Source organism: Crocosphaera watsonii WH 8501, from assembly GCF_000167195.1.
GTDB classification, from domain to species: Bacteria; Cyanobacteriota; Cyanobacteriia; order Cyanobacteriales; family Microcystaceae; genus Crocosphaera; species Crocosphaera watsonii.
On the sequence record NZ_AADV02000011.1, the window covers coordinates 1 to 14,016 of the forward strand.

At 38.4% G+C, this 14,016-nt stretch carries 14 protein-coding genes and 1 pseudogene; 6 read left to right on the forward strand and 9 right to left on the reverse strand.

Annotated elements, in window-relative coordinates:
- Window positions 1–258: 258 nt before the first annotated feature.
- From CWATDRAFT_RS31735 to CWATDRAFT_RS12590, 3 genes are all read left to right on the forward strand, one after another.
- Window positions 259–777 (forward strand): hypothetical protein, encoded by a 519-nt coding sequence (locus tag CWATDRAFT_RS31735; protein WP_007305375.1) that lies wholly within the window; start codon window positions 259–261, stop codon window positions 775–777.
- A 103-nt stretch (window positions 778–880) separates the two neighbouring features.
- Entirely contained in the window at window positions 881–1,021 is a 141-nt protein-coding gene (locus tag CWATDRAFT_RS39770; protein ID WP_232287087.1) for a hypothetical protein, read from the forward strand.
- A gap of 49 nt (window positions 1,022–1,070) precedes the next feature.
- Window positions 1,071–2,567: an IS66-like element ISCwa4 family transposase gene (locus CWATDRAFT_RS12590; protein ID WP_007305377.1), complete on the forward strand. Its 1,497-nt coding sequence runs from the start codon at window positions 1,071–1,073 to the stop codon at window positions 2,565–2,567.
- Between the two features lie 305 nt (window positions 2,568–2,872).
- Here CWATDRAFT_RS12590 and CWATDRAFT_RS12595 read toward each other — a convergent pair.
- From CWATDRAFT_RS12595 to CWATDRAFT_RS12620, 6 genes and pseudogenes are all read right to left on the reverse strand, one after another.
- Window positions 2,873–3,358 (reverse strand): annotated as a pseudogene (locus CWATDRAFT_RS12595) (IS5 family transposase); the annotation flags it as partial.
- A gap of 125 nt (window positions 3,359–3,483) precedes the next feature.
- Window positions 3,484–4,038 (reverse strand): cytochrome P450, encoded by a 555-nt coding sequence (locus tag CWATDRAFT_RS12600; protein ID WP_007305379.1) that lies wholly within the window; start codon window positions 4,036–4,038, stop codon window positions 3,484–3,486.
- A gap of 204 nt (window positions 4,039–4,242) precedes the next feature.
- Complete coding sequence (locus tag CWATDRAFT_RS12605) at window positions 4,243–6,297, reverse strand: NAD(P)H-quinone oxidoreductase subunit 5 (RefSeq protein WP_007305380.1); 2,055 nt, start codon at window positions 6,295–6,297, stop codon at window positions 4,243–4,245.
- 162 nt (window positions 6,298–6,459) lie between these two features.
- Window positions 6,460–6,750 carry a hypothetical protein gene (locus CWATDRAFT_RS12610; RefSeq protein ID WP_007305381.1) on the reverse strand — a complete coding sequence of 97 codons (291 nt, stop codon included), beginning with the start codon at window positions 6,748–6,750 and terminating at the stop codon, window positions 6,460–6,462.
- A 6-nt stretch (window positions 6,751–6,756) separates the two neighbouring features.
- Entirely contained in the window at window positions 6,757–7,806 is a 1,050-nt protein-coding gene (locus tag CWATDRAFT_RS12615) for an ABC transporter permease (protein WP_007305382.1), read from the reverse strand.
- Window positions 7,807–7,869: 63 nt separating this feature from the next.
- Complete coding sequence (locus CWATDRAFT_RS12620) at window positions 7,870–8,388, reverse strand: adenine phosphoribosyltransferase (protein ID WP_007305383.1); 519 nt, start codon at window positions 8,386–8,388, stop codon at window positions 7,870–7,872.
- Between the two features lie 290 nt (window positions 8,389–8,678).
- On the opposite strand from CWATDRAFT_RS12620, the gene CWATDRAFT_RS35815 reads away from it, so the two are divergent.
- The 3 genes from CWATDRAFT_RS35815 to cysE all read left to right on the forward strand — a co-directional run bounded on the left by CWATDRAFT_RS35815 (window position 8,679) and on the right by cysE (window position 11,236).
- On the forward strand, window positions 8,679–9,464 hold the full coding sequence (locus tag CWATDRAFT_RS35815) for an IS110 family transposase (RefSeq protein WP_007305384.1): 786 nt from the start codon (window positions 8,679–8,681) through the stop codon (window positions 9,462–9,464).
- A 121-nt stretch (window positions 9,465–9,585) separates the two neighbouring features.
- Window positions 9,586–10,359 (forward strand): ABC transporter permease, encoded by a 774-nt coding sequence (locus CWATDRAFT_RS12630; RefSeq protein ID WP_007305385.1) that lies wholly within the window; start codon window positions 9,586–9,588, stop codon window positions 10,357–10,359.
- A gap of 115 nt (window positions 10,360–10,474) precedes the next feature.
- Entirely contained in the window at window positions 10,475–11,236 is a 762-nt protein-coding gene (cysE, locus tag CWATDRAFT_RS12635) for a serine O-acetyltransferase (protein WP_190273843.1), read from the forward strand.
- Window positions 11,237–11,329: 93 nt separating this feature from the next.
- Here the strand turns inward: cysE and lepB are convergent, their stop codons facing one another.
- From lepB to CWATDRAFT_RS12650, 3 genes are all read right to left on the reverse strand, one after another.
- The gene (gene lepB / locus CWATDRAFT_RS12640) at window positions 11,330–11,926 is read right to left on the reverse strand and encodes a signal peptidase I (RefSeq protein WP_007305387.1); all 597 of its coding nucleotides are present in this window, start codon (window positions 11,924–11,926) and stop codon (window positions 11,330–11,332) included.
- A gap of 33 nt (window positions 11,927–11,959) precedes the next feature.
- Window positions 11,960–12,793, reverse strand: a complete 834-nt coding sequence (mazG, locus tag CWATDRAFT_RS12645) for a nucleoside triphosphate pyrophosphohydrolase (RefSeq protein WP_007305388.1) — start codon at window positions 12,791–12,793, stop codon at window positions 11,960–11,962.
- A gap of 84 nt (window positions 12,794–12,877) precedes the next feature.
- Window positions 12,878–13,990: a hypothetical protein gene (locus CWATDRAFT_RS12650; protein ID WP_007305389.1), complete on the reverse strand. Its 1,113-nt coding sequence runs from the start codon at window positions 13,988–13,990 to the stop codon at window positions 12,878–12,880.
- Between the last annotated feature and the right edge of the window lie 26 nt (window positions 13,991–14,016).

Here is a 14,016-nt window from a genome sequence, read left to right on the forward strand (position 1 = left end):
TTAGGTGGGTCCCCCCCCAAACAGGGCAATCGCATTAAAATCTGAGATGCGTGATCCAGTAAAGATTTTAGAGTTTCAGTACAAATGAACGGCGATCGCGAAACCTCTTATGCAGTCAGCTTTTCAAAAATTAAATGCGATTGCCCTGCCCCCCCAAACTGTTTTGATGCGCGAGCGTCAACTCCTAAAAGAGAGAAAACAATCCGATTTTATGCTAATAATAATCAGATTGTCCTTAATCGTTTTATAACTTAAATCATGAGCTTTTTAGCAGTTTATGAATCTCATTTTACCAAACATTTAACACAAACACAGTTCGAGGCTTTTAGAATTTTACTGTGGTTGCTGACAGTACATAAACAGGTTAGAATAGAAAGGTTAGCAGCTTGTTTTCCTTTACCAATCCTTTATCAAAGTCGTCGTAAACATATCCAGAGATTCCTAGTTTTGTCAGCTTTAGCCATTCCCAGATTCTGGTTTCCTGTGATTAAAGCTATTATTTGTAAAGAATTTAAGACTGGCTCTCGTCTGATTATAACAATTGACCGAACCCAATGGAAAGATAAAAATGTTTTCATGGTTGCTGTTATCTGGAAAAAGCTGGCTTTACCCATCTATTGGACACTTTTAGGGAAAAGAGGAGCTAGCAGATTATCTGAACAACAGGCATTAATTCAACCTGTTCTTTGTCTTCTAAAAAACTATGAGTTAGTCATTCTTGGAGACCGAGAATTCCACAGTGTTAAATTAGCTTATTGGTTGAAACAAAAAAAGTAAAAAACAAAAGTTATTCTTCGCTTTTCGTCAGAAACAAGGTACAAACCAGAAAAAAGATGATGAAGATTATCAAACTTTTTCGCAGTTAGGAATGAAACCTGGGATGAAGATGTTTTTAACTGGGGTTTCAGTCACTAAAAATAAAGGGTTTGGAAACTTTAATGTGGGAGCATATTGGAAAAGAAAATACAAGGGCAAACAGGAAAAAGAGCCTTGGTTTATTCGTAATTGCTCACCGCAATAAAGAATCTGTCTTGACAACATAAAGGTAAAATCGGGGATTTTTATGTATAGTGGGGGTTATGACCACAAATGCTACCATTGATTCAAAGCTAGTTAGAGCTATCGCCGATGAACAGTTGGCGAACAATGTCTTCATGATTGAGTGGCTAGTCAAGGCACAACAACAGTTATCTCTTCAACAAAGACTGATTGACCAGCAACAACAACAAATCTCTACACAACAGCAAGAAATTGAAAAATTGAAAGAAGAGAGAGATAAGCTAAAAAACCGTAACTCAAAAAACAGTTCAGTCCCCCCATCATCAGACCCACTAAAAAAGCCTTCTGACAAAAAGAAACGCAAAAAAGGATTTAAACGCGGACCAAAATATGACCACCCAGGGAAGACCCGTAATGGTTTTGGTCAGCCCGATAAGATAGTCCCTTTAGAACTAGAAAACTGTCCTGTTTGTGGGGGTTCAGTGGAACGAGATGAAGTAGTTCCCGAAAAAGTCCAGCAAGTGGCTGAAGTAGTAGACCAACCCATAGAAATCAGGGAATATCGTCGCGGATTCTATAAATGTCCTAGTTGTGGATGGTCAGATTACAGTCCTGTTCCATTGGGAGTTAAAGAAGGATTCAGTTATGGGGTGCGATTAAGTAGCATCGTGGGCTGGCTTGGCTATGGGGGTAATCTTACATGGCGTAAACAGGAACATTTTATAGAGTATGTCTTTGGCATTCCCATTTCTCAAGGGAGCCTTGCCAAAATGCACAAATGGTTTCAAGAAAGTTTAGAACCCTTGACCCAACAGTGGTTAAAGTACATCCAGCAGCCAGGAATCCGATGTGTTGACGAAACCAGTTATTGCATCGATGGCATCAAGTATTGGGTTTGGGTAGCCACATCAAATGAGGTCTGTGTGTTGATGTTGGCTCCCACTAGAAGCTCCGCAGAAGTCGAGAAATTGTTAGGAGCAGATTTTAAGGGCATCCTCACCAGTGACTGCTATAGTGCCTACTTTAGACAAAGTGCGATGGCCAAACAGAAATGTCTGGCACATTTAGAACGAGAGTTAGAGTCCCTTAAAACCAGTCGTTTTCAAGCGAATCGAGAATTTGCTGCCGATGTACAGCAAGTTTTAGCAACCGCCCGTATCCATTATCGTCATTATCATGCTCGAAATTTAACCCTTGAAGACTTAGGCTCCAAAAGAACAGAAGTCGAGAACTCACTGCAAAAGATTTTTAAAGCAACTCCCAAAAAAGGATGGCCTTATGATGCACAAAGATTGATTAACCGTCTCAAACGTCATTGGGAAGAGTGGTTCACCTTTCTAACTTATCCTGAAGTCAAACCAGATAATAATGATGCTGAGAGAGCTTTACGTCCCATTGTCATTCACCGCAAAGTAAGTGGGGGAGTAAGAAGCGACTGGGGTGCAGAGTTAGTCACCCAAATGTTCAGTTTTTTAGAGACCATGAGATTACAGGGGCAAAATGCCATTGTCCAATTATGCGAATTATTGTCATTAGCTGGTCGGAGTCCCCCAGGATTAGAGATGTAAAAGGCTCCGGAGCCGATGGGGGATAGATTTTTCTTGATCGCCCTATCTCTCTGCACAAAAATACAAAAGGTTAGCTGATAATCTCCGCTAACAAAAAACTATCTTACTATTCTTTTTTTTTCTCATATTGTTGTTTTTATTTGAGGTTTTTAAAAGACTTGATTCTGGGAATGTTAGTCATTAAAATAGCCGTAATAAATTAGCTTAAATTTTACGCTAAATCACAGGGCTTATATTTTTGTTGACTCAACTGATGTTGTTTGTAGTGCTTTTCAATAAGACTTTTTTGTTGCGGTGAGCAGTTACAAAATTAGTTTACCTTTATTTTTTATTTTTTCTCCTTTTTCTTGGAGACAATCCTTTTTTTTTACTTCTTTATCACTCTTGTCTATTTCTCTTTTTACTATTTTTTTATTGATTTTGCTTATCAATTCTCCATCAATTCTTTTCCTAAAATGAACTAGCATTGAAGATTCCAGTGGTGGCTCTTGTTGATAACAATTTAAACCTATAAAGTATTGTAGATAGGGATTTTCTCTAATCTGTTCTATAGTTTCTCTATCACTTGTTCCTAATTTTTCCTTAATAATTAATGTCCCTAATGCCATTCTAAATAGTTTGGCTGGCGCACCTTTTTCTGCTGAAAAAAGTTTAGCATATTCTTCCTCAAAATCATCCCAAGGTATCAACTCTGCCATGATTACCCAACGATTATTGGGGGACAATTTGCCCTCGAAAGGTAATTCAAATTTTTCTGGGGGCGGTAAAGGTTGCTCCTCTTTTCGATACATTTGTTCTTGACCAACAACTGGGAGGTGTTTCTACCAATTATAGCGGTTTGTAGCCGACAAAGCTGATCTTTTTTGCGATCGCGAATATGGGTGTAACCTTTTAAAGAATAGGGTTTTGCTTTTATTCAGCAAACCCTAAATAATCCTTTTACCCAGGTTTCAAAATAACTTGCTAATTTTGTTTGAGAAGCATTATCTATGCTAATTAAGAGACTACAAGCAACATCAAAGGTATAGTCTCTTAATTCTGGATACCAAGTTAACTCTTTGGTTTGTAACCACTTGTCTATATATTGTTGAGTAATTTCGGTCATTTTCGGAATATAACTATTTAACGCCCTGGGTTTAAACGCTTGGGCTAATAATTTCCGTCTAGAAGTATGAAAAGTACCATCGTTAGTGGACAAAGATAATTTTCCTAAGAGAATACGGGTACTTTTTGGCCAGGTTGAGACAACATATTGATTTTCGTTACGGAATAGAAATTGATTGGCCTCTGCACCAATCATGATAACAGCGTTATTACCAAAGATATTGGTTTTATAAACGTGACCATATTTTTTTAGTTTCTTCTTCCCAAAATCAGGATCAAATAAAAAGCTAAGGCTTTCACCGATCAAGGGTAGTCCTTTATCTCCAGGGGGTAAAGATGCAGGTTTTTTGCTTTCTAATTGTGTCATTTTTGATGGATTAAAATTAAATTTTGATCTACTAACCTTTAATTTTAATACCAATTCCTAAAGTTTGGCTATACATCTCTGTAGGGGTCAACGGCCGTTGACCCCTACAAGATCAACTTATTTAGTCTAAGTTGGTGAAAATGATCTAAAAGTAAAAGAAAAAGGGGCAATTTTGCCCCTTCCAACCAACTTTAAAAAAGTCAGTTAAACCACACTAAAAACAATCACAAATCCTAACACTGCCCCAAATACAATTAAGGCATAAAATTGGGCGCGACCATTTTCTAGATATTTCAAACCTTCTCCACTGACTAGAGTAGCTAAACCGGTCAAATTAACCGCGCCATCAATAACACGATAATCTACTTCCATAATTTGACGGGCTAAGCGACGACATCCCATAATAAAGACATTATGGTAAAGATCATCGAAATACCACTTATTCAGGGAAAACTTATACAAGGAAGGTAATTTATCGGCGATCGCTTTGGGATCAATTTTGTGTTGTAAATACGTCAAAGAAGCGATGGTAATACCAATCAAAGCAATACCCACAGAATTTCCGGCCATAATCCCAAACTCAGTCCAGTCGAAGTGAGAAACCTCTTCTATCACCTCTCCAGGGGCGTGTATAAAGCCCTCAAAGGTATTATCCCAAGGTTTACCCAATAAACCGATTAACGTGGAAGGAACGGCTAAAATAAGCAGGGGTAAGGTCATGGTTAAAGGAGACTCATGGGGATATTCGCTGTGGCCGTGGCCATGATCATCGTGGCCATGATCTTCGCTATCATGTTCCAATTCTTTCACATCCATAGCCCCAGGACCAAACACAGGGGCAACTGCTGCTGATAACTCAGCCCGAATGTCCATATCATTGCCTCGGAAGTCTCCTTCAAAGGTCATAAAATACATCCTGAACATATAAAAAGCGGTTAAACCAGCAGTCAACCAACCCACTAACCATAAACTGGGGTTTGCTTCAAAAGCTAAGCCTAAAATCTCGTCTTTTGACCAGAAACCAGCAAAGGGAGGTATTCCACAAATAGCTAGGGTTCCGATCAAAAATGCTAAGGAAGTTAGGGGCATATATTTTCTTAGTCCCCCCATTAAACGCATATCCTGGGCTAATACTGGATCATGACCTACAACCTCTTCCATGCCATGAATAACGGACCCAGAACAGAGGAATAACATGGCTTTAAAATAAGCATGGGTCATTAGGTGAAATAGTCCGGCAGTATAAGCACCGATACCCATGGCCATCACCATGTAACCCAGTTGGGAGATAGTAGAGTAAGCTAAACCCTTCTTGATATCGTTTTGGGTTAAAGCGATGGTTGCCCCCAAAAAGGAGGTAATAGCCCCAGTCCAAGCGATGGTTGTCATAGCTACGGGGATGTTCTCGAATACAGGATACATCCGCGCCACCAAGAAGACACCTGCTGCTACCATGGTGGCAGCGTGAATTAAGGCAGAAATAGGTGTGGGGCCTTCCATTGCGTCTGGTAGCCAAACATGGAGAGGAAACTGTGCTGACTTTGCCACTGGTCCCAAAAAGACTAAAACAGCGAATAATGCGGCTAATGCCGGGGCAATCATTCCAGAAGAGACTAAATCTTCTAATCTTTCCCCCATCACATCAAATTCAAAGCTTCCTGTTGCCCAGTAAATGCCTAACATTCCCAAGAGGAGGCCAAAGTCACCCACACGGTTAGTAACAAAGGCCTTTTGACAAGCATCGGCCGCCGCTTTGCGATCGAACCAGAAACCGATGAGGAGATAGGAACACATCCCCACCAGTTCCCAGAAGATATACACTTGCACTAGGTTGGGACTTATTACTAAGCCCAACATAGAGGCACTAAAAATACTTAAATAAGCATAGAAACGGACATAGCTTGGATCGTGGGCCATGTATCCATCGGTGTACACCATCACTAACAAGGCTACCGTAGTTACGATAACACACATCAAAGCACTAATATGATCCAGGGTGTATCCCATTTGTAGGCTAAAATTGCCTGCGGCTGCCCATTCGATCATACGGGTGTATTCCCCATGACCTTGAATTTGACTCCACAATAGGGTAAAGGATAACACCATCGATGCCCCTATCAGGGAAATAATAAATACTGCGTTGACTTGTCTGAGGCGGTTGGTTGCTTCATTAAAGGAAATTAAGCCTAACCCCACCACCATCGCCCCCAACAAGGGCAACACTGGAATAAGCCAGGCGTATTGATAAATAGGTTCCATAGAGTAATGCCTAAGTTTTGTGTTCTCTACTTTAGTTGATAACGCTAACTCTTCTGTTATAGACTTTTTTTAAGGAATTTTTCAAATCCATAATAATAAGAGAAGAAGTTTTGTCTTAAAATACGGCTGAAGATAAAAAACAATTTCTAAAGCCTCAATTCCTCACACTGACATAAATTCAATTCTGGGTACTAGGGGATCTTTGACTAAGCCAATGCCTTGAAAATCCCAGCGTTCTAAAATGGTTTTTAATTGGGTTCCTGATGTAGATTCTACAATAAAGCGATCGCTGACATCGGAACCGTGAGTATTAAGATAACTTAGTGCCTCAAAATTTTCTGGAAATACCAATACATAACTCACAGGGGCTTCGTCTTCTCCTTTATCAATTTGGGCAACTAAATATTTGCCATCTACTTTGGAACGAACGATATAATAAAGTTGTGAGAGCATATTTGTCTATTTAATATTTTCCAATTTAATGCGAGGATCGACTGCTTTCAATAATAAGTCAGCTAATAAATTACCCACAATTAACATAGTAGCACCCATAGTTAAACTTCCCATTACTAAATACAAATCCTGTGCCGTTACCGCCTGTAAAATCAGTCTTCCTAGCCCTGGCCAATTAAAGAAAAATTCGGCAATAAATGATCCCCCTAATAAACTAGCAAATTCAAATCCTAAGAGGGTAATTAAGGGGTTAATAGCATTGCGTAACCCATGGACATAGATAACCTTATATTCTGGTAGTCCTTTGGCCCTAGCAGTCTGAATATAATCCTGTCTCATCACGTCTAACATTTGTCCCCGCATTAAACGCATTAAACCAGCAAAGCTGGTAATACTCAAGGCAATAGTAGGCAAGATCATGTGCCAAGCAATATCTAATATTTTGCCTATGGGAGATAATTCTGTATGGTTTAAACTGGTCATATTTCCCACTGGTAATAACGGGGATAAATATTGAGCAATAATCAGTAAAACTAAGGCTGTTATAAAACTAGGAAATCCTTGTCCTAAATAACTAACAACCCTTAGTATTTTATCAGTCCAACTACTCTGTTTAACTGCGCTTAGAATTCCTAAAGGAATGGCTATTAACCAAGTAATAATAATAGAAGAAATTGCTAATAATAAGGTTGCGGGTATTCTTTCGCCTAGTAAAGAAGCAACAGAACGGTTATAAACAAAGCTTGTGCCAAAATCTAATTGAGTAACAACCTGCACAAACCATCGCCAATATTGAACATACCAAGGTTTATCTAAGCCAAATTGATTAGTTAATTGTTTGATAGTTTCCTCAGCAATTTTCGGATTCTGTTTTAAGGTATCTAAGTAGTCTCCTGGGGCAAGTTGAATGATAATAAAACTAAGAATAGAAGCCAATAATATAGTTAATAAGCCTTGTAAAATTCGCTTTACAACATAGACAATGTTTTCCGCATCTAACCAGTTTTCTAACTTATTTGAAGGTTTATTAGGTTCAGGGGATAGGGTTTGAGTCATGATAATTAGAAAAGATATTAATCTAGGTAATTTATTCCTTATTAAATCAGCAAATTTAATCTCTTAATATTCTATCAGAGTAATAATGGGAACATCAGGCAGCTTTTTACGACCTTCTAAGGCTTTTAATTCAATAATAAAGGCAAAGCCCAAAACATTACAACCAATTTTTTCCAATAACTCTGCCGTTGCTTTTGCCGTTCCTCCTGTTGCCATTAAATCGTCTACTATTAAAACATTATGATGATCCTCTAAAGCATCTTGATGAATTTCTAAACTATCCGTACCGTATTCTAACTCGTACTCTACCTTATGCACAGCAGCAGGTAACTTACCTGGTTTTCTCACAGGAACAAACCCTGCATTTAATTGATAGGCTAAAGGAGCTCCAAATAGAAAACCACGGGACTCCATCCCCACAATATAATCAGGGGATAAATTAGCACTCAAACATTTTTCCTTCAAGGTGTCAATGGTATAACGTAAACCTTCCGCATCACTGAGTAAGGTGGTAATATCTCGAAAAACAATACCCTGTTTAGGAAAATCAGGAATATCACGAATTAAAGCTTTAAGATCCATTGATTCTTTCTGAGCAAATTTTCCTATGTATTATATATGAAGACACCCCTCGATGGAAAAATCTAACGTTGATACTCAAAAATTAACGGGACGGTATCTAATCCAGCCAGTTCATAGTTTTTCATCATCTGCTGAAAAGCATCCCAGGCTGGTTTATTTCTGATAACGACACAAGCAGCACTTCCAGGAGCATTTGTATCAAAGTGTATCCCAAAGTCTCCCCTGGTCTTTCCCCAAATGTCGACTTCTTCTACTTCAATCCGAGATCAGCTTAAGAGAGTGTACGGGAATTGGTTTTAGAGTTAGAACAACTCGACAAATTAAGAACAACATTGGTCAATCAGTTAAGACAACGGTTTGCCTTAGAATACCCAGAAGCGGCCGCACAAACATGGCAAACGAACGATCACGGTATGACCCCTATAATTGAGTGGTTAATCGGCAAGAATCATCACGGAAGACGAGTAAACCATTGCAACAATTCTGTCGCTAACAGCTTAGGTATTGACATCTCAGAATATTCTCTAGATCACGGTTACGCTATACATCACATAGAGCAGCGTCGTAGAGACACAGAAAGGATGTTAGATGAAGCGATGGATCAAGAGTGCTTTATTCCCTACCTACAAGCTTTTAAGGGGTTTCGGTGGGGTATAGGAATGGAAGCTTTAACATTAATGAAAGTGTACCCCTTCGAGAAGTTCTTAGTAGATGGATTTCCTGTGGTTGAGTGGATAGAAACTAAGAACAATGGGAGACAAAAGCGCAACCGCAGTTTACAACATTTTCAATCCTACTTAGGGTTGTCCCGTCAAGTTGAGCAATCAGGTGATAAAGAGAATATACGGTGGTTTAACTCAAAAATGATGCGGTCACACTATTATATATGGTGTCTATCCAGTATTTGTCCTAAACCACCTAAGCGGTTAAATACAGAGATAGGGAAAAAGTTGGGGAAGAAATGGGACAATTTCAAGGACGCTAAGCAAGCTAAGGGGAAAGATGCTATTATGCGCTTAACGTTCTATGCCACTCGCTTGCTTTTCCAACAACTCAAGGATAATATCTGCTTTTAGCTCTACAGCAATAACCCACCAGCTTGTTATGGTGGGTATAATTTTGACAGAAGTTTGATTTAGACAGATACTGGGGAATAATAAGAATGTCAACAGCAGTAAGAAAGATACTTTAATAACCATGAATTTAATCAGAATCTGGATCATTGCTAGTAACGGATTTCGAGAAGTTATTCGCGATCGCATTCTTTATATAATTGGATTTTTTGCCGTTGTTTTAGCCCTATCTTTGCGCTTACTTCCTGAAATTTCGGTGGGGACAGATGGTAAAATTTTTCTCGATGTTGGTTTAGGGTTAACCTCTTTTTTAGGGGCGATCGTTGCTATTTTCGTAGGAACTGCTTTAATTAACAAGGAAATTGAAAAAAGAACCGTTTTGATTTTAATTCCTAAACCCATTAGTCGGGCAGAATTAATTGTGGGTAAACATCTAGGTTTATGTGGCGTTTTAGCCGTTGTTATTGCCATTATGACGGCGCTTTATTTAGGGGCATTAACTTGGGCAAATATTATATTCTCTCCTTTTAGTTTATTAGTTTCTCAGGTTTATCTCTTACTAGAATTGGCTGTGTTAACAGCCGTTGCCATAACGTTTGGGACTTTTACAAGTTCAATTTTAGCTACTTTGTTAAGCTTTGGTATCTATATTATTGGACATCTCAGTAGTGACTTACTCGAATTAGCACAAATAAGCAAAAATCCCCAAATTACCGCCTTAACAGAAAGCATCTATTTAGTTGTGCCTAACCTAGAAAGATTTAACCTCAAAAATACAGCAGTTTATGGAATTCTTCCCAGTAGTTCTGATTTATTAGTTAATGGGGTTTATGGGATGATTTATATTGTTCTCCTACTGACCATTTCTAGCTTTATTTTCTCTCGTAGACAGTTCTAAAATCACCTTCAGGGAGATCCTAAACCGTCAAATCAACCAACTGGGTGAGCCGTCAACCGCCCCCAGTGGTAAAATAGGTATGAGATCCATTCTTTAAGTCAGGAAATTCAGTTTGGTGCTATCATCCATGATTGCCGATTTTCGTGTTATCTTTGAGCGTGACCCTGCTGCCCGCAATTGGCTGGAGGTTCTTTTCTGCTACCCTGGGTTACAAGCAATTATGCTTCATCGTGTTGCCCATAGTCTTTATAAACAAGGAATGCCATTCTTGCCTCGTTTAATCTCCCATCTGGCAAGGTTTTTTACTGGTATTGAAATTCATCCAGGGGCCCAAATAGGTACTGGTGTATTTATCGACCACGGCATGGGTGTGGTCATCGGTGAAACTGCCGAAGTTGGTGACTATAGTTTAATCTATCAGGGTGTCACTCTTGGGGGAACTGGCAAAGAAAGCGGTAAACGTCATCCTACCCTTGGTAAAAACGTGGTAGTAGGCGCAGGGGCTAAAGTCCTCGGCAACCTTAATATAGGTAATAGTGTGAGAATTGGAGCAGGTTCTGTAGTATTACGGGACGTTCCCTCTGACTGTACCGTTGTGGGAATTCCAGGGCGCATAATTTATCAATCCGGGGTCAAAGTCAACCCCCTAGAACATGGCAACTTACCTGATTCCGAAGCGAAGGTAATTCGGTTATTACTCGACAGAATTGAAGCTTTGGAAAAACAGGTTGAAGCATTACAAGAAGATAAGTTAAAACAACGAGAATTAGTGGTTAGTGGTATATCTAAGCTAACAGCTAGTTCTGATCATGATGAATCTCATAGTTGTTATATAAAAGATAAAGAAATCGAGGAATTTCTCGGCGGTACCATGTGACTTTTTATCTGATTAATTCCAACTGTAGGGGTCAACGCTTCGACTAAGCTCAGCGTTGACCCCTCTATTTATTTTTTTCTGCTGATCTCATTCTCAATTTATTGTGCTTAAAATACTACCGATACGTGGCCAAGGAAAGAAGCGAAAAATAGCATGACCAATGACATTTTTTTCTGGTAAAAATCCCCAGATATGAGAATCGTTACTATTATTTCGATTGTCCCCCATGACGAATAAATAACCTTCAGGAACTTGTACAGAATCCAAATTATAGTTAGGAGATTCTAAAATATAATTCTCTTCAAGAGGGGTATTATTCACATAGACTATGCCATTTTCCACAGCAACTATATCACCTCCAGTCCCAATAATTCTTTTAATAAAAGCTTGCTCTTTTTCGTACCCTTGCATTTGTAATTGCGTGGGAGGTTCAAAAACAATAATATCTCCTGTTTGGGGTGGATGAAAATAATAAGAAACTTTTTCGACAACTAGGCGGTCTCCAGTTTCTAGAGTGGGAGACATAGACTCAGAAGGAATATACCTGGGTTCGGCAATAAAAGTCCTAATAATGAACGCTAGAATAACAGCAATGACCAAAATTTGTACATTTTCCCAGACAGTTTGCCAGATGCTATTGTTGGTGTTTGAGCTTGAGTTGGATTGTTCTTTTTCTGGATCGATGGTCATAGATATTACCGAAAATTACTCTTTAATTATAACTTATTGATTCAGTTGTTTTTTAGCTTGTTGCCAAAGCTTTTCTAAATCTTCTAAAGCATAATCATTTAAGGGGCGATCTGCAATTTTTTCCATTTTAGAAAGTCTTTGAATAAATCTTTCATTCGTACCTGATAATGCTTCTGAAGCATCTAAATCATACCACCTGGCTAAATTAATAATAGTGAACAATAAATCCCCTAATTCCGCTTGTTGATGGCTTTTGTCATCGGTTTCTAATGACTCTTTAAACTCGGTTAACTCTTCAGAAAATTTATCCCAAACTCCCTCGACATTTTCCCATTCAAAACCAGCTTTTGCAGCCTTAACTGAGATTTTACTACTAGCCATTAAAGGGGGTAAAGTACGGTGATAACGATCTAATTTTCGACTCAATAACTGAGCCATTTCTTGGGTTTCTCCTTTTTCTTCTGCCTTAATTCTTTCCCAATTTTGACGAACTTCTTCGCTATTTTCAACGGTTACATCGCTAAAGACATGAGGATGGCGACGGATTAACTTTTCTGTGATGCCTTCTGCCACTTCTTGTAAGCTAAAATGACCGTAATCTTTGGCTATTTGTGCTTGTAATACCACTTGTAATAGTAAATCCCCTAATTCTTCAACAATGGCTTTTTGATCTTCGCTTCTAAGGGCATGAACTACCTCATAAGCCTCCTCTATGATATAAGGTATCAAAGTTTGGGGAGTTTGAGCCAGATCCCAAGGACATCCTCCGTCAGGCGATCGCAGTTTGGCTACCACATTAATCAAATGATTTAATGCTTCTAATATAGCGTGATAGGTTTGGTTTTGAGTGGTTTGAGGGTTAGACATAAATGGTTAGAATAAAACTTACCTATTTATTGTTAACTAAGTTAGCATTTTTTTCAATGATTATTGATAAACAGCTCTAATTTACTATGTTGCTTCCTGCATTTTAGTTTGAGCTAATTTTAACAATTTTTGTGCTTCTTCATAAGCAGTAGTTCCTGTTTTTACTTTTTTGAGTTGTTCCATGGCTGTTTGTATTTTACTAATAAATAATTTTCTTTGATCCGCTTCAACTCCATCTGCGAATTGTTCTTGAATAGCCTGGATATCTTTTTTAGCAATTTCTAAGGCTGCTACTGATTGCTTTTCAACTTTACTGTTTAGTTTAACTATACTTAAATTGGTTTCATATTCTGCTAATAAAGCTTGTGTTTCTAAATAGCCTATATCATTTTGAGAAATAGTCTCTAAGCGACTAATAGCCTTTTGCCAAAGTTGTTGACATTCTTGCCATTTATCCACCGAATGAGGAGGGTTTTCACATAATTTTGTGGCTGATGAAGAAAAGCTTTTAGCTGCTGTTATCATTCTATTAGTTCTTTGCTGATCTGTTATAGTTCCTGTTACAGATTGAAAGTCTCCCTGATAACTATTTGATTTTGGACTAACTAACGTTGCTGCAAAAGTTTGAGGAGGTAATTGTTGTAATTCATCTAAAGATTGCTGCCAACTGTTTATAATTGTTTGTTTTTGTTCCGGTTGAATTGCCTGTTGATAGTTTTGTTTGGCTTTTTGGAGGTTTTCTTCTGCTTGTTGATATGTATTAAAAGCATTTCTTTGTTGAAAAATAATCGCTTCCATTCTTCCTATTTTTTTTCTAGCTGCTTCAAATTCATCGATGGTAAACTGCCAACTACAACTAAACATTTGACAGTATCTTTGAGGTTCATAACCAATAAACCAAACAGGTAGTTTATCTAAGTTTTCTTGAGCAAGTTTAACCTTTTTTTCCCCTAATTTGATATCCTCAAAACTAGAAACATGATGAATAAGTTGATCCGCTTGTTCCACATGGGCGATCGCTTCTCGATAAGGATGATCCATCTCGATATAACTAGGTAATAATAACAGTGGAGCAACTTTTGAGACGGGACGACGTATCATAGGATAGGGTAAATTAACGAGGGAAATAAGTCCCACTAAACCCGCAGTTGTAACCGTTGTAATGCCTAGACCCCAAGCAATTAGTTTTAGTTTCATAATTGATAATAGTAAGTATACTCAAC